Source organism: Halorientalis persicus, assembly GCF_900110215.1.
Lineage (GTDB): Archaea > Halobacteriota > Halobacteria > Halobacteriales > Haloarculaceae > Halorientalis > Halorientalis persica.
In genome coordinates this window covers 20,647-37,884 of sequence record NZ_FOCX01000024.1, presented here as the reverse complement: position 1 = coordinate 37,884, position 17,238 = coordinate 20,647, and the positions used below count along the sequence as shown (strand labels likewise).

General features: G+C 56.9%; 11 protein-coding genes. 2 read left to right on the top strand and 9 right to left on the bottom strand.

Going from position 1 to position 17,238, the window contains the following annotated elements; all coding sequences use genetic code 11:
* Nucleotides 1-7: 7 nt before the first annotated feature.
* The 4 genes from BMX17_RS19210 to BMX17_RS26750 form a co-directional block, all read right to left on the bottom strand.
* On the bottom strand, nt 8-2,173 hold the full coding sequence (locus tag BMX17_RS19210) for a type B DNA-directed DNA polymerase (RefSeq protein ID WP_170845483.1): 2,166 nt from the start codon (nt 2,171-2,173) through the stop codon (nt 8-10).
* Nucleotides 2,174-2,175: 2 nt separating this feature from the next.
* Nucleotides 2,176-2,481 carry a DUF8156 family protein gene (locus tag BMX17_RS19205; protein WP_092663125.1) on the bottom strand — a complete coding sequence of 102 codons (306 nt, stop codon included), beginning with the start codon at nt 2,479-2,481 and terminating at the stop codon, nt 2,176-2,178.
* Nucleotides 2,482-2,483: 2 nt separating this feature from the next.
* The gene (locus BMX17_RS19200; RefSeq protein WP_092663196.1) at nt 2,484-3,323 is read right to left on the bottom strand and encodes a hypothetical protein; all 840 of its coding nucleotides are present in this window, start codon (nt 3,321-3,323) and stop codon (nt 2,484-2,486) included.
* Between the two features lie 377 nt (nt 3,324-3,700).
* Nucleotides 3,701-5,146 (bottom strand): ribonuclease H-like domain-containing protein, encoded by a 1,446-nt coding sequence (locus BMX17_RS26750; protein ID WP_211611399.1) that lies wholly within the window; start codon nt 5,144-5,146, stop codon nt 3,701-3,703.
* A 182-nt stretch (nt 5,147-5,328) separates the two neighbouring features.
* Here BMX17_RS26750 and BMX17_RS19185 point away from each other — a divergent pair, with 182 nt between their 5' ends.
* The gene (locus tag BMX17_RS19185) at nt 5,329-6,015 is read left to right on the top strand and encodes an SOS response-associated peptidase (RefSeq protein WP_092663123.1); all 687 of its coding nucleotides are present in this window, start codon (nt 5,329-5,331) and stop codon (nt 6,013-6,015) included.
* Between the two features lie 18 nt (nt 6,016-6,033).
* Here BMX17_RS19185 and BMX17_RS19180 read toward each other — a convergent pair whose 3' ends face one another.
* Nucleotides 6,034-7,062 carry a Cdc6/Cdc18 family protein gene (locus BMX17_RS19180; protein WP_092663121.1) on the bottom strand — a complete coding sequence of 343 codons (1,029 nt, stop codon included), beginning with the start codon at nt 7,060-7,062 and terminating at the stop codon, nt 6,034-6,036.
* Between the two features lie 256 nt (nt 7,063-7,318).
* Between BMX17_RS19180 and BMX17_RS19175 the strand changes: the two genes are divergently transcribed.
* Nucleotides 7,319-13,486, top strand: coding sequence for a hypothetical protein (locus BMX17_RS19175; RefSeq protein ID WP_092663119.1), 6,168 nt, complete (start codon nt 7,319-7,321; stop codon nt 13,484-13,486).
* Nucleotides 13,487-13,627: 141 nt separating this feature from the next.
* On the opposite strand, the gene BMX17_RS19170 is transcribed toward BMX17_RS19175, so the two are convergent.
* The 4 genes from BMX17_RS19170 to BMX17_RS19155 all read right to left on the bottom strand — a co-directional run bounded on the left by BMX17_RS19170 (nt 13,628) and on the right by BMX17_RS19155 (nt 17,102).
* On the bottom strand, nt 13,628-13,864 hold the full coding sequence (locus BMX17_RS19170; RefSeq protein WP_092663117.1) for a hypothetical protein: 237 nt from the start codon (nt 13,862-13,864) through the stop codon (nt 13,628-13,630).
* Nucleotides 13,865-13,982: 118 nt separating this feature from the next.
* Nucleotides 13,983-14,423 (bottom strand): DUF8160 family protein, encoded by a 441-nt coding sequence (locus tag BMX17_RS19165; RefSeq protein WP_170845485.1) that lies wholly within the window; start codon nt 14,421-14,423, stop codon nt 13,983-13,985.
* A gap of 14 nt (nt 14,424-14,437) precedes the next feature.
* Nucleotides 14,438-15,349: a ParA family protein gene (locus BMX17_RS19160; protein WP_092663113.1), complete on the bottom strand. Its 912-nt coding sequence runs from the start codon at nt 15,347-15,349 to the stop codon at nt 14,438-14,440.
* Between the two features lie 460 nt (nt 15,350-15,809).
* The gene (locus tag BMX17_RS19155) at nt 15,810-17,102 is read right to left on the bottom strand and encodes a tyrosine-type recombinase/integrase (RefSeq protein WP_092663192.1); all 1,293 of its coding nucleotides are present in this window, start codon (nt 17,100-17,102) and stop codon (nt 15,810-15,812) included.
* Nucleotides 17,103-17,238: the final 136 nt, after the last annotated feature.

Below are 17,238 nucleotides of genomic sequence, written 5' to 3'. Positions count from 1 at the left end.
CGATTATCTACTTCGAATTTGTGTTCGTGTAGGCCGTCAACTCCCGGACCCGCGTCTCCGTGAGTTCTCGACGGATCTCCGTCTGATCCCAGCCAAGCGGTGCCAGCACACTCTCGACAGCTCTGACGAGTTGCGTCTCGTAGTACGACGCATCGTACGACTCTATCTCTTCGTGGGCTAACGCGACCCGCTCTCGCGAGCTCTTCTCGTCGTCGACAACTACGTACTCGATATCTTGTCCCGGGTGGATTGCGAGGTCCTGGTCCCGAGCCCGCTTCAGCGCCGCCACGTTCTGCGTGTTCTGCGTGTACCCTTCCAGCGGCTTGGAGACACGATTCCGTTCGACGAGCTGCTCGACCGGCACCGTCCCAGCGTGGAGGCGCTTGATTGCGTCCTGGAGACAGTCGAGGACGGCGTCCGGAGATCGAGTCGCGTCGAGCCGTTCGAGACAGTCCCGCTGGACGTCCTCGATGAACGGTGGGGTTGAGTGCTGCCGAGCTTCGATACCGCGTATCTTGAAATCGTCGTCGCCGGCGACCTTCCCGAAGTACTTCGTCAACGCGCCGGCGTCGCTCTCGCGCTGCGGCACGAACGCCACCCAGTCGTAGTGAGCTTCGTGTTCGAGCCGGATCTTGACCTCTTCCGTGATTGCCGTCGCGAGCGTCCCGAGGTCCTCGCGGTCCTCGTCGTCGACGTCGGGGTCCGGAGTCACCCAGATGGAGTCGACGATGCCGTGGACGACGCGCCAGCCGCCGGCTTCCAGCCGCTGTTTCGCCGTCAGCAGAATCTCGCGAGCGAACGCGTTGATTGCTTCGTGGCACTCGATGCGGCCGAATTTCGCGTTGCTGAACCCTTGATAGCCGAAGCAGGCGACGAGGATCCACTTCAGCGCTCCCGACCGCCCCTCGAGTTCCGCTAGGTGGTCCTCGTCGGGGTCGTCCCGTTCCTTCTCGCGACGGATGGCCGCCTTGATCTCGTCGCGAGCGTCGATGATCGGCTGTAGCACGTCGACGAGGTAGCCCCGGTCCTCGCAGATCGAGTACCCGAGGCCGGGGACGTCGTCGCGGTCGCTGTGGCAGCTACACCGGATGACGTCCGGCGAGACGTTCCGGGTACAGATGATGTTCGGGTACAACGAGGAGAAGTCGAGTTCGTGGACGTTCTCGTGGAGGCCGACCTCGGGCGCGAAGATGAAGCCGCCGCGGTCGGCGTCGTGGAGCGTCCCCATCGGCTTGTAGAACTCGTGGCGCCAGGAGTTCCACGGGACGAGGATGCCGCGGTCGTGGGCCTCACAGATCTGGATCGCCGTGAGGACGTTCCCGATCGACGCCCACGCGAGCTCCTGGACGGGCTTTTTCGAGCGCGACACGAGGTCGAGGACGCCGTCGAGGTTCGTCTCCCCGTAGAAGAACGTGTTCGACTCGTCGATAATCGCCCGCCCGGGGACGTTGTACCGCGCCGGGGAGTGACCGACGCGGCCGTAGCTCGAGTACGTCGACCGGCTCGCGAGCTGCTGGTAGTCGACGTCCGGCCACCGACTCAACGAGAAGTCGTCGACGCCGGCGTCCGTCGCCATCTCGTACAGGGTCGGGACGATCTCGCTGGTCGAGCAGACCAGGACGTCCGGATCGTGCGCTTCGAGTGCCCCTTGGACGGCGGTCAGGATATCCGTCGGCGAGCCGGTGACGGCGTCGCCTGCGACGGACAGTTTCTCGTAGACGTTGTTGCTCGTTTCGGTCACCGGAACACTAAGCCGGAGCGTCGACAGCTCGCTCGCCGGCGTCGGATCGGCGCCGGTCTCCAGACAGTACCGGAACTCTCGCGAAAAGTCCACGTTGAAACAGGCGAGATCCCCGACTGGATAGGCCGACAGCTGACGCGCTTGCCGGGCGAGTGGAGTGACGCGATCGATGTGGGCAACGTCGACTGCGAGAACGGCCTCCTCGTCTCGTCGAAAGCCCGGCCGTCGCGCAACCATCTCGGTCGCGACGACGTCCGGGTGCTGGTCGTACACCGACTGGAGTGTCGTGAGGTCGAGGTCGGTATCAGGGTCGCGAGCGGCGACGTAGAAGCGTGGGGTGTAGTCATCGCGCTCGGTCGCGACGGCGCCGTCAGCGGTTGCCTCCCACTCCAGAACGCGGCCGTCGTCCAGAAAATCGATACTGAACGGCATCGTCACGGGTTCGCGTCCGGTGGGGCACTCTCCTGGTCATCGCTCGTTGCGACCGCGGCTTCGAGCTCCTCAAGGCGCTCTTCGTGGTCGTCGAGGCGCCCCTCCTGTTCGAGATCGATGCTGAGAAGCGCCGGTAGCAGCGGGTTCTGGTGGTTCAATAGCCCGCTCGCGTCGGCGTGCTCGCGGGCGTACTCGAACAGCTGGTCAAATCGTGGCTGGTCGCGACGCCGCAGTGCCCGGCGGAACTCCGCCCACCGCTCTTCGATGGCCCGGAGCGCATCCCGGTACGTCGGGTTTGTGCGCCCCATCGCTATCGGCCTCCTGTCCCGGTCGCGGTCCACGCATCGAGCAAGGGGTCCGCAGTGGCCGCCACCGTCTCACCGTCAGCTGTGACGCCTGTCCCGACACCCTCCGGAGTCGGCGTCGACGGCGTCGACGTTGTCGGTTCCACGCCGACCTGCGTGGCGCGTGCCGCGAGCAGCTGCCGCCAGTACGCGAACGTCGTCTGGTAGTACGCGCCGTCGTCGACGGGATAGACGAGCGTCTCGAAGTCCTCGCCGACGACCCGTGGCCCCATTCGGGTCTGCTCGCACTCCAGGTGGTGGTCGGCGGCCGTCCCGACTGGCTCGGTGAATTCGTTTCGTTCGTTTCGCGTAACGAGCACCGGGATGTCGTACCCCTCGGCGTAGGTCGCCAACCGGGCGAAAGTTCGGGCTTGGAGGGTTTTTGCGTGGGTCTCGCCAAGGGTATCGTCGGCGCGGTACTGGGCGTCGACGGCCGGCGCGACGATGAGGGCAGGGGTGTGGGGCGACGTGTTCTCGTCACGACTTGGCGCCCCTCGACCGGCCGCCCCGGCATCGGCGGTGGACGTCTGGATCGACTTGTTCACTGCCGTCGGGAGATCACAGACGGCGCCGTAGTGCTGGTAGGCAGTGAATCCGCGTGCCACGTGGATTCGGTTGAGCAACCGTTGACTGGGCGCGATCTGAGCGAGTGTCGTCGTCGTCGCGTGTCCGTTTGCGTCGACCCAGAAGGCGGGCCCGTCGTGCAGGAGGAGATGGTCGAGCACGAGCGACTGCAGGATCGGGACGCCGCGCCCTCCTTCGACGTCGAGCAGGGTAATACCGTCGTCGAGTTGCGGCAGCAGCATTTCGTCCGCAGCCGGATCGGCCTGGTCAGCGAGGGACCGATTACGGTCAGCTCCCCGTGTCGGCTGGTCCACCGCCAATCGATTCGACGTTGAGTGTTCTCCCATACCCGATTAGTTGTCTACGTACCCGATAAGCCGCGGCGTGGCGCTTCCGCGTTTCAGGGAAGGGCTGGAAGGTATGTAGAACCGGACTCAGGCAACGGATTTCTGCCATCGTTCGACCGTTTCCGAGAACGTTTCCAGAGAGGAAGGTGGACAGCATCGTCGGATTAACCAACAGGCCGGGAGATCACAGCTCAATTGTTGGTTAGGCTCTATGAACCCACGATGATATCGCCCTCACGTAATTCTGCTGACGGCCCGTATCTCTCCCGAGCCTACGATCTGATGTGATCGACGATTGTTCTCAGCGCGGTTACATCGTCGTTATTGTACTGTTTGAGTCGATCCCAGTCTGGTTCTTCGCCGTCGAGGAGATATCGTGTGTACTTGCTCCCGACCACAAATCCATCGACGGTCGGGTCTTGATACTCAAAGCCGAGTGCGCTCGCTACGACATCCAATTTATGCTGATTGAAGGGACCGAAGAGTTCCTGTTGGGCAGTAATCCCGAGGTCGTGCGCTCGCTCCAGATGGTCGATCCCCTCAGTAATGCCGTGTTCGTCGAATCTGCGACTGAGACACTGTTCGTCGAAGTAGTTCCCTCCGTAGTAGATGATCGGCTCGGAGCCATGATCATCAAGGTACTCAGACAGCTCCTGAAGGAGAACTGACTCGTCGTCCGGCTCGAAGAATTGTCGGTACGCATCGTTCTGGTAACTGTAGGTGCCGACCAGCCAGATCCGATCCTGCTGAAGATCCGTTTCTATGTCCAAGAGGAGAGGCTCCGTATCGTGAAGGTCGTCGAAGGCGGACTTGTTTAGAATCACGACCTCATCGTTTTCGAAAGCCTGTCGATGAGCAATCCACCGGTCCACGTGCCATGACGAGGCTCCAGGGAGGGCTTCGAGTTCGGCACGCCGTTCTTCGGTAATTTCATCTGGGTTAGTGATCCCTAACTCACTGAACTGCTCCACGCGGTTTCTCCCGACCTGGACGAGATCAGTCAGTCGGCTCCCTAGCAGATGGCGAGTGTCGTAGAATTCGTAGTCAATTGACTCGTTCGAGGCGTCAATAGTAATGAGTGCGTATCTTCCTGGGTCGTCTACTCCGTCATGGGACGCAATATTGATCACCGTGCCGTACTCGAGCGTTTCGGCTCTGCCTCCAAATTGATGGCAATGACCGCAGACGGTGACTGGGGGCTGGATGTCGTCTATGAAGCTCCTGACGGCCTTCGACCCGATATGTTGTTGCCCGAATCGCTTCCCGATATCGAGAATGCCGAAGGGAGGAGTGTGTGTGACAAGAATCGGAGTTCTGTCTTCACAAGCGGTGCGATGTTCGGAAAGGTGCCGTTGGACGTCGTCCTCGGTATAGGTGATAAGACCAGGTCCTTGGGTTGATCCTTCCTGGCCGATGAACACGAGACCCTCGTAGGTGTATGGTGTCCTGTGGAGGTCGGTGGTAAATTCCGAATCGAACTGCGGACCGGTTGACGGGGGGAAGTCGTCGTTTCCTCGGACATAGAGTGATTGTTGGTGCTTCGTGAGGCGAGCAAGTTCTGCAAGATGATCTGTGTCTGTATCGGCGTTTTTGAAGCGTGAGAGGTCGTCGCCGGCATACAGTAGTAGATCTGGAGTTGGTTCAACAGTTTCGAGAATGGTGTAGAGATCGTCAATAGGTTGAGAGCGCCAGTCAGATACGGCGAGTATGTGGGTCATTTTGTATGAGCGTAGTTAGTGTGGCCTCTTCTATCGTTTGTTTAGGTGTACCGTTTGTCATTAGGAGATTCTCCTCCCCGTTGTCGTTAACCAACAACTCAGGCTCATCGGGACGATCTGTTGGTTAACGGTGAGATACCTGTGCGATTACGTTGAAGATGCTTCCCTCCGAACCCCTCGGTATGTGTGGCCGGAACTCGCTCTTCATCGACCAAGCAGACCTCGAGGCCCGCTTCGAAGCCGAGGTCGTCGCGGACGGCGGGTACACACCCCGATACAACATCGCGCCTGGCGACGACCTCCACATCATCACGAACGAGGCTTCCGACGAGATCGACGCCTACCACTGGGGGCTGATTCCGTTCTGGGCGGACGAACCCGAGGAGGGCATCATCAACGCTCGCTCCGAGACTGCCGACGAGAAACGCGTCTTCGAGCGGGCGTGGGAATCACGTCCTTGCCTCGTCCCCTCGTCAGGGTTCTACGAATGGAAATCGCCGAATGGCGGGTCGAAACAGCCCTACCGGATTCACCGCGAGGACGACCCCGCGTTCGCGATGGCCGGGCTCTGGGACGTCTGGGAGGGCGACGACCAGACGATCTCGTGCGTCACGATTCTCACGACGGAACCGAACGACCTGATGAACTCAATCCACGACCGGATGCCGGTCGTCCTCCCAAAGGACGCTGAGTCCGACTGGCTCGCCGCAGATCCGGACACCCGCAAGGAACTGTGCCAGCCGTACCCGAAGGACGATCTGGACGCCTACGAAATCTCGACGCGGGTCAACAACCCCGGCAACGACGATCCCCAGGTCATCGAGCCGCTGGACCACGAGCAATCGGGTCTCGGCGAGTTCAGTTCCTGATCGGTGGCGGCATCACGGTCACTGCATTGGCGACGCCGCTGCCGAATCGACGAGCGAGTATTCTCGGTCCCGACTCGTCCCTTCCGCTTCGAGGAGATTGTACTGCTCCATTTTCGAGAGGTACGTGCGGATAGTCCGCTTCGTCCGTGGGTCATCGACGTCATCTGAATAGCGTTCGTGAATTTCGCTCGGTCCGACTGGGCCGTGCTCGCGAACGATGTCGTAGACGACGCGCTGGTGCGGCGTGAGCGAGTCGAGGCTCTTCTGCTTGATTTGGGCCCGAGCATCCTCGGCAGCGTCCAGGAGAATGTCGTCGGTGATGCGCTCGTGGTTCTCGCGATCGGCCTTCCCGGCGGCCGTTCGAAGGATGCCGATTGCGAGGCGGGCGTCGCCGGCGGCCGCGTCGGCGATCCGGTAGAGCTGGTCGTCGGTGATGACGTCCTCGTCGAGCCCCCACTTCGCCCGCGCACTCAGGATGTCGTACAGCTGCTCGTTATGGTACTTGTCCATCCGGACGTGTTCGCTGGAGCGCAGCCGGCTTACGAGGCGGTCGTCGACGCGGCCGAACAGCTCTTCTTCCTTGTTCGCGATGCAGATAATCGCGAACTGGGGCAGGCTGTGGAGGTCGTAGATGAGGCTGGGGTCTTCGAGCTGGTCGACCTCGTCGAGGATGACGACGGTTCGCGGGCCGTCGTGTTGCTGGAGGCGGTCGACGAGTTCGTCGTGGGGCGTCGACTGCCGGTGGATGTCGATGGTCGCGCCGAGGTCGTCGAGGATCTGGTAGAGCGTCCGAAATCGAGTGTAGTTACGCCAGCAGTTGACGTAGGTGGCCTCGACGTCGAGGACCTCTTCCCGGAGTCGTTCGGTGACGAATTGCGAGATACACGTCTTGCCGGCGCCGCTGGGTCCGGTGACGATGGCCGTGTCTGCGGGTTCACCATTCGTAATAGGCTCGAGAACGCTGGAGAGGTGGTTGACCTCAGCGTCGCGATGCTCAACTTCCCGAGGAACGAACCCGGCCCGGAGAACGCGAGCATCGCGTATCATTTGTTTCTGACAGACTGATTTTGGGTCAGGTCATAAAAGCCTAACCGGGTCGTTTCCGGAAAGACTCCCCTTTGCCCTTATTCTATATTCAGACCCCGCGACGTGATGCGATCTGCTTTATGCGATCTGGGTGTTTCTGAGAAATTCCAGAAACCGATATCTGTAGATCGCCTAGGTGTGGTTCTAAAAACAAACCGATGTTTCGTTGGTGAGAGTCCTCCTAGTTTTTATGATGCGTACCCGATACGAGTAGGATATGGATGCTTCCGAGGGGCGAGCGGAGGTAATCGATAAATACGCTACTTGGTACGAGAAACTCACTTCTGAGGCAGCGACGATCACAACCGGGGCGGGTGATGATGTTGACAAATTAAAAAATAACGGCAATACAGAACGTCTCTTAGCTGAAAATCACACTGGACGTGAACTCCTCGAACTCATTCAAAATGCGCGTGACGAAATCGTCGCCGCCAAAGATCAAACCGATGATTCTCTCGCCGGTGAGATTTACATCGGTGTCCATGATGACGGACTCGTCGTCGCGAATACTGGGGACTCATTCGACCTTCTGGACGACGATGTCGAACGGGCCGTCCGTATGGTTGGCGAGTCGAATAAGACAGATGATGACGAAGAATTAGGACCGACAACGAACACTGTCGGCCACATAGGCGTCGGGCTCAAATCAATACTCTCTATCGGAGATACCTTCGAGGTCTGGTCGAACGTAGACAAGCTGACCGAACCGCTTCGCGTCAGATATAGTCGCTCCTACCTGTCAGCTGCTATCGCCCGCCACTGTGGCCGGTCGGTCGACACGCGAGAGCTAAAATCAAACTTTCACGACTCCTTCCGGGGTAATAGCGACACTGAACTTTTCCCTGCACAGACTACGGTTGAGGAACAGGACGTCCCAGGTGTTGTCGGTGGTATCCCGTTATTTTGGTATCCTGTTGCTCTCGATCCGAAAACAGCAGATAGTGAGCTCGCCAGGCGTTGTCGAAGCCTCGTCTCTAATGGTGAATCCAAGTTCGAGGTGTTCGATGACCCACCCGCAGAATCGTTTACCACGGCGCTGTTCATTGAGTTTCGAGATGACCAATGGCGTGATCTCCTCGATGATTTAGATATCGAGCCCGAGAAAGGCCTTGATGAGAAACCACGGGGAAACCGTCAATCGGTCTGGGAGACACTCTCAATCCACAGCGAAAGGTCGTCGTCACTCGATGTTGAGACGCTGATCCATTTCCAAGGAATCGACGACTTCTACATCGAAAATATCGGGGACGAGGGCGTGGAAGCGGCGGAACACTGGTCAATCCGCCGGGATTCGAGTGAATCTGTCCCTCACGATAAGCTAAGCTATGATCGAGTCTTCGTTGAAGCCCGGATCGAAGGCGAATCAACGACATACCGTTGCTTCGACGAATTTGAACACCAGAATGCCCCGGAAACCCACGTAAGTGTGCTCCTCGATCGGACACCGGAGTTGCCTGTCCTCGCCGACGCTGTGGAGACTCCGTTGTCGAGTGAACCCTCTCCAGATGACGAGCTTGAACGGCGAATTGAGTATCCACTGCATCTATACTATCCAATTGACGCCACTGGCGAAGGGCGGTTTCCGTTTTGTCTCCATGGCCGTTTCCGGGTGGCAACGAACAGGCAGGATTTCAGCGACGACAAAAAGAATCGCCGGGTACTCGAGAAGGGAAGCAATCTCATCCGGTATATTGGCGAGACAACGGCAGAACTGTCTCGGGATAGTCCCTGGTGGGAGGTGTACCCTTGGCTATTACTCCCACCGGACCCACCTGAATCGGAGCCGACATCGGATCCCATCGATGCGCCGGAACTCTTGGCGTATTGTAAGGCCCGGATCTATGACGGACTCTCAGATTCGGCGTGTATCTCCACTGGAGCGTCCCCTGCCTTACCGACGGATGTTTTCATCGGGACATCGGACACGATCAGGAAAGGGGTCGAAGCGGCTGCCGCCATTCGAGCGAATCTCGAATCGCGTCACCAGTCAAATAACCATACAGGCGTGGGGTTAGAGACGAAAGCTCTGCCAACGCGAACATCGTTACGGGCGCTGACGCAGGCACTCGATAGCGTCCCCGATTGGAACAAGCGTATTGGGGAACTGCTGGGCCATCCCGCACCGGAGTCAGAGTTCGAAGCGTGGGTAGACTGGCTCGCTGAGCATCTTGACTCAGAACGGTGGGGTGACGATGTCGTGACCGTCACTGCTTCGAACGCACAGCGGTTGTTCTATGGGACGATTCGTATCTTGGAGGACTATCGGGAGGAGACCGACAAGGATATCGAGGCAATTCTGCGCAATGACGAGAACGAACAGCGCCTCGACGGCGTATACCTCCTCCCGTGCCTGGCTGAAAGCGACGAAAATTCACAGCTCGTCGCCACAGAATCCCGTCGCAAGGGAGAGGGAGGTACCTGGGAGAGTGGCCGCCGATCCTCCCGGACGGTCATTTGGGATTACGAGACCGAATCTCGTGACTACAGTTTCCCGCCCGAGTACGGCGACTTCGACGTTTATTTCCTGAATCCGGAGTGCACCAACGGGGATACCCGTAACACGCTAGCAAACGCCGGTCAGGCTTGGGGCGTGCGGAAGGGTGATAGCCCCGCAGAACTGTACAAATCTCTTTTGGAACCACTACCCGATCGGGAGAATGCATGTGTCGGTGAAGCGGAACTAGCCGGCCTTTCCCATCTAGTGACTTGCTACAATGAGAACCGTGCGGAGACACTGAATACAGGCGAACTGGCCTTTCTCGATACTGACAATCTTTTTGAGAAAATCCGAAGCGGTGGACAAGACAGGCGTGACGAACGATTGCGAACGAACCTCCGTGGACTAGATCTCAAGATTGACGGCGAGAACGAATATGTGGCCGACATCGCCCTCTCGCCAGCTTGGGCTGCAATACGAGAACGAGCGCGTGTTACGGACGATGATGCTACTGATGCCCATCCTGTACCTGAGGACTATACAACCTCTTCGACGGACTACTGGCTTCCTGACCCCGATACGCTTGCGAATGGGGAGATAGACACTTTACTAGCCGATTCCGACGTGCCTGTCGGGAACGTCGCTAGAGTCCTTTCTTTACTTGGTTCAAGTCGCCTGCCTGGACTTCGGTACGGCTGGTTGTTGGATCGTCGCCTCCACCCGGATCCCGATATGGATTACGATACGACCGGTGATACCGGTGAGAATCCCCATTGGTGGCCCACCAAATGGGAGCGGGAGAAGATTCCGACAGACGTTGGCCGAGAGCTTCACGAGACACTAGCTACGGCTCTTGAAGGGCGTGATGAGTACAAGGATTGGATTACAAGCGCTCAATACCAGACAAGTGCCGTCATCGATCACAACAAGACCTGTAATGTCGATCCGGTCTCTACGGCAGGCACCAGCGGCTCGTACGTCGCCACATGGGTCTGGTTCACTGATAGTGGACTCAAATGGATGGCTTCCCATACGGACGCGGTACTCGACGCACTATTGAATCACCCCGAAGCATATCGGGCGGGGCTTCTGCGGACGTACTGGTACTGTCAGGGCGGAAAGGGATGCTCCCATCAAAAGGAACGCACGCTTCCGACACTTGCTAACTGGCAGCTCCGAACCCTGCCGATCTGGAGCGAGATCCTCCAGCTGTCAGACTCTGCGAACTCTGTGAATAGCGGCTGGGATAGTGATACTCTCAATAACGCCATTATCAAGGGGGCAGACCAAGCACTAGGCTGGCGGCTCTTCCCGTATATCGATCCCGACGGCGATCGTGTTCCCGACGAAGGATTATTGGAAGATCTTGGAGTGAAACGGCTGGGACAGCTGAATGCCGCTCAGGCGGCACAGAAGCTCCAGCAAGTACAGGAAGCATTCGCCGACGACCCGGCTGGACTTGGCGACGATTCGACCACACAATTGGACATCCCGAATCAGAGATACTGGGATAGTGCTCGGACAAAACTGTTTGAACCGATCCTCGAATATGTCGACGATCACTCCGACGCTGATTCCTGGGAGGATGTCGACCTCCCTATGCTCACTCATCTTCCACTCCGTCGGGGAACGACGTGGTTCAGTGCACCGATCAACTGGATCACGAGTGACGACCGCGATGACTTGGTCAAGTATCTCTCGTCGACTCCGACGCCTTGGGAAAAACGCGCTCTAACTGATCCAGACAGTGACGTGTACTCAAAGCGGGTATACGAACTCAGACGCCAGGAACACAGAGGCTTCGACAAGTTCACGACGATCCTCGGTGTCGAGTTAGTTGAGGCACCGGACCCCACTCTCAATGCCGACCAGTTCAAGACACGACAGTGCGACGCAGAGGGACTCAATACAAGTCTGCGGAATATCCGTCGTGAACTTCAGAACCGGCTGGATTTACTGATCGCGATTCAGGAACTCGAAACGCAGGATTCGATTGATGAGAGTCGAGCGGAACTCGAGATAGCGATCGAAAATCTTGCTGTCGTTGAGTCACTCCCGGATGAGACGACCAACCCCCTCTCGAAAACCGGCTCGGGAACGTACTACTTGCAGGAGGGAGGAGACAGCGAGGAGGCTAAAGGGCTCGTACTGAATCTGGGGGGCATCGACGAAGTCTCCTCTGCTGATGATCTGAGCGAACTATCGTGGCCTGAGTTGAGACGATGTGGTATCGTCCCTGAACTGGGAATGGGGTTCGCACTCGTGACCGAGAATTATCGCGCACGTAACGACTTCGAGTCTATTCTTGACCTCACGGAGGACAAAACGGACCTGATCAATCGGCTCAAGAAGGATACCTTCCCCATCGAAGAAGTCCGGAGTCACTTAGAGAGTGATTTCGAACACTCGGTCCGACAGCGGGTGCGAGCATCGAGTGACCTCGTCGAAAACATCGCGCCTGGAGATCTATCACCCCCAGATCTCGAGACTATCATTCAGGCACTAGAGGGCCGAGAGAGTGATGCACGAATCGTAGGTGGACTTGAAGCAGTGTTCAACATCAACGACTCCGGTAATAACCCCGAACCGATCGTTGAATACGTTCGGACTATCCAGAGCCTACCGGACCCCTATCGAAGACTGATTGAAGGGCTATACGTAGATACGTCGGACCGCGACTGGCGGACGCTTTTACAGCGATTTGAGCGAGACCGAGCCGGACGTGTCATCGAATGGTGGGTCACCAACGAACGATTCCTCCCGGCGGATCTCACTGCCGATGTCAATCGGACTACAGCTCGACGGTTGGTCGAAGTCTCAAATGTCAATGATTCCCTCTCTATTGCTTCTGCGGATCCGATCGACTGGAAGACGGAGCTAGATTCAGTCACTGCTAATGTTCGGTGGCAGGACGTGGTGCCGGCCGAACTCCAAACTGATTCCAGTACTGAAACCCGATGGCTAGAGCTCAGTTCGGCTAGCTTCGAAGATGGACTATCGTCATGGCTAGATCGAATCCAGAGTGAAGCCAATAATGATGATCTCCCCGCGTTTTTGGAGGAGTATATCCGAACGGGGTCACTCCAAACCAAAACCGATCGTGAGTTCCGAGCAGATTCGATGAGTCGTGCTGGCGACGTATCGAAAGACGCAGAGCGTGACTTCTCAATCCTTCAGACGTCGTCTTCGTCTGGCGGGTCCTCACGGAAGTCGTCGATTCAGGAGAAGGGCCAAAATGTGTCGGGGAGTGTGCATCAAGATAGCGGCGGCTATCCGACTAAGGGTCGTGGCGAAGACGCTGAAATTGCGACAGCGATAAAGATCCTCGACGATCTGACTGAGTGGATTAAACGTGACCCAGAAACGCATTACGACAGGTTCGTCGAGCATATGTACAGTCTTCACGACGAGCAAACCGAACGCAAATACGCTTGGCACAAGGTCGATGTCTGGGAGGAACAGATTCTCGATCTGTTAGAGTCTGGCTTGACCGCTGATGATATTGAAGCACGGTTCTTGAGTTGGCGTACCGACCTCAAACAGGGGTCTCTTGACGATTCTCCCCTTTTCCAAATGCTCGATGTGTCCCAGGAGGACGGACCCGGATTCGATATGATCGACCCACTGGGCCCAACGCTACAGGACGATACGGCCGGCCGCGAGCTCGCCTCCTCCCCGATTGAAGTCAAGGCTGTTGGACGTGATCCTCCCTACAGTATTCGGCTTACCACCAACGAGTACCAACAATGCCTGAAATTCGTCACGGCACCCGACCGGGATTATGTCCTCCGATTGGTCTACGTCCCTGATTCGGACAACCGTGTGGCTAATGCGACGCTACAGCAGGATATTGTTCTAGAGTCAAAAGCCGACCTTCGGGAGTTGATCCCCCTACACGAGTTCGAACGGAACGTTCGGCAGGGAACGATCAGCCTTGATATCGAATGACTTCACAGCCGTGAGTACCTGATAGCTGCCGGAATTAGCAGACACTTTGGATGCTAAGAGTCAGCCAAAACCGGTTTGCAAACCCCGAAAGAGTTGCTAAACGACATATCCATCGCTGTCTCCTGTAGTCCTCTGTGTGTTTTATAATTGGATCTCGGGGAGTCTTTTGAGGGCTTCGTTCAGAATGTATGTCTCAATAAGCTTGGTGGGCAATTTCATCACCCACTCTTTGGCCATCTCCGCTGAATCGAAGGCCAGATTAATTGTTCGCCAAAGGTATGGGTGATGAGTCCGAAGAAACCATCCCCAGATGACCGCTGTGAGAGCATCTTGATGTTCCTGGGTTAGCTCCAATTTGTCGACGTTGATGGTGGCCATCTAGTACGAAATCATACGCGCTAGGCGTGTAAATAACTTGACTCTGCGCACATTTAGCAGACGAGGTCTTCTTGTTCCTCTCGACTACACAATATCCGAATTTCAGTGAATCACTGATTCATTGATCATCGTCTTCGCTTGCCAGCTCACGAATCTTCTCTTTCGTTTCTTCTCGGTGTTCGCCGAACGCCACTTCGAAAATCCCTCGGTAGAAGTGCTTGTTCTTCTCGAGTGTGATGTCCTCCCGCTTCAACTGTTTTTTCAGCCGCGTGAATGTAACCTCGATATCCTCGCTCTGTTCCGGTTCAACGTATATCGTGGCCGAGTCCCAATCCTCCCGGATGTTCAACGGCTCATCATCCGTTTCCGTTGTCTCCTCAGTGGAGGATTTAGTATCCGCCGAGTCAGCACTCCTCTGCTGACCTGATTGCTCTCCTGTGGCGGCTGCAGATTCGCGGTCTTGTCTCTCTGTTTCCGTCGTCGCCTCTGCCGTCTCGTCGTCGTCTGCGACTTCTTCGTCTTCTGCTTCCTCTGATGGGTCCTCAAATCGCTCGTCCATTCCTCGGGGCATAGTTACACCTCCACCTGCGTTTTGTCGAACGCCCGTTCCATCGTCTCAGCAACCTCCAGGAAGAGGTCGCGCTCGACTTGCTGGTCGTTGGCGTCCTCCCATTCGAAAATATCGCAGCCGTTGTCCCACGCGCGCTGTATCGCTACTCGCATTGGAAGCTTGAAGATCGGCGCTAGTGACGCATATGACTCGTCAAATGCTTCCAGGAACTTCTGTGACTGACCATCGTCTCTGTACATGTTTGCCAGCAGTCCCACGATCGCAATCTCGATCTGTTGATTGTCCTCGATAGATTCCAGCTGGTCCCAGAGATCGTCTAGGGCATCTCGTGATGTGGCTTGTGTTTGTGCGGCCAGGAACACGTTCTGCGCCGCGATGAACGCTGCATCCGTCAGGACCGAGAGATCAGGGGGGCAGTCGATCAAAATAAAATCGTAGTCGTAGCCGTCGTCCACCAACTCTTCGAGAGCAACTTTCAACGAGAGACGAGCGCCTGCGTCGTCCATCCAATCCCGGGCAAGCCCCATGTCCTTGTGGCTCGGTACGAGATCGAAATTCAGGTGTTCGTAATCGTCGCTGTGGATCATAATTTCTGAAAGAGTCGTGTCGTCCGTGCGCGGATTGTCGACGAGGACGTCGAGAAGATTTGCATCATCCGTGGCGAGCGTATTTGGAAGGTCGTTCTTCGGGCTTGATGGATCGTTGTCGTCGCCCGGGCCGAGTCCCAGGCCTTTCGTCATATCGGCCTGTGGATCCATATCGATCGCGAGGACATCGTGTTCTCGCGAGGCTAGTGCCGCTGCACTGTTTATCGTCGCCGTTGTTTTGCCAGTCCCGCCCTTCTGATTGCCGAAGGCGATCGTGGGAATACCGGTCGATGGTGTGACGCCCCAGCCACGAGGTGACTCGGTCATAGTACGATCATTGATTCAATGACTCATAAATCCACGTCAGACATCTATTCCTGCTCTGGGAATGATAAAGTGCCGTATTCAGCGGTATAAACCGCTAACAGGCGCTTATGGCGTTGTACTTGGTGAAAATCAAAGAATCACTGATTCATTGAGTCAACGCATTCTGGAATCCTTGCTTGTTGATTCCTTGGGGATCGGAGCTTGCTACTGGCAGTTACTGAATCAGTGACTCTGTACTTCTCGTGGTAGGTGATTCATTGAATCTTTATCTCTTTGATTCACTGATTCATTGATTTAGTGCTTCAGATATTCTCAGCACCCCTCTATGATTCACTGAATCCTAAAATCAATCACTCAATAACTCTTTGATTCACTGGTTCACTGATTCTGTGACTCACTGAGATATGGAACTCAAGCATTCACCGATAACGGACACGGATGAGACCACTCTGGCGTACAGTCAATCCTCTTCGAAGGCGACAGCTAGCTGGTCCCGCATATACTCTCGACGAAGCTTTCGGGCCCGTGAATCTGAGAGATAATTCTGCAAGACGACGTCGGCACTCGCGCTTCCTTGTTCGGCCGCAATCTCGTCAAGGCTTCCGAGGACGACGTCGAGTGACGAGGAATAGGCGTCATACCAAAACCGTCGCCCCATCTTTGGCGAGGGTGATACACCACCAATCTCGTCAGGAAGGCTCGCTTGCTCAGCGAGCTGAGTGAAGCGGTTCCAGACTGTCCACCGGGAAATCGAGCCGCCTGAGGCGTGTGGCGACGGAAACAGATAGCCATCCCAATCCTCGGAATCAGCGAACATTGCGAGGCGGTCCTCGAGCACCTCTTTACCGTAGAGGAGTGACACCTCGCCAGGCCCGTTCTTCCGCTCCTCGAACGTAATATACGGAATTTCATCGGTAGAGACGTCAAGGACGAATTGACGCGCTCGTAGGCTAGCCACCTCATTCGGACGAAGACCCCATGCACATAGGGCGAGTACCAGAAGGCGGTCCTCCTGGTCGTCTGCCGCCTTGTAGAGTGCGCGAACGTGCTCGGTGGCGAGACATGGTGTATCCGTATCATCGTCATTGCCGTTCGACCAGTCAAACTCGTCGTCGAGGCCGTCAGCGGGGTTCACCGCGGCCCATTTCCGACGCACCAGATGTGCATACCAGTTCGAAACCGCGAGATGAATCCGGCGTTTGGTTTGCCCACCGTCGAGATCCGCGTGCAGGCGGTCGAACGCTGCCCAACACGCATCGACTGCTTTGTAGGCTGGGATATCACCATCCCGAGCAACGGGGGTCACGAGGTCATCGGTGTCATTTTCCTCGCAGTAGGCGACGACATAGCGGTTCAATCGGTAGCGGAGGGTATCAATTGACGAGTCTGCAAGGCCCTTGCGCTCTCGCCGTGACGTGAGAAAGGACTCGAGTGCCTCGATCGTCCGTTCGTGATTGGTTGCCCAGTCGTAGCCCGATTCTACGGCGTCGAGTTCGAGGTCCTCGCGCCAAAACTCCGCGAGGGTCCTGTCGTGATACTCCCGTAGGGCGTAAAGGAGCGGTCGGAAGCCATGGTCGCGGAGCCAGCTGTGTGTCGGTTTCTCTCGTTTTGGATCGAGCCCGTCTGTCTCCATCGCTGGAGCGACGACAGCCCAGTACGCGTCGACGAGCTCCGCGAGTTCGAGGAGGGTCCACGAGATGTCGTCGACGTCCTCCCAGTCCCGATCGATTTCTGGTGTCGTTGCGTCGCTCACTGTGTTGGCCTCCACGGTGTCCGCTGTTCGAGGCTATGACTCGGCGAGAGAACCCTCACTGAGTCAGTTCTCAATTCTAAGCCCGGCATTTTTGGTTGGTAGCGCGTTTCTCACAGATAGGATATAGGTTTTGGGG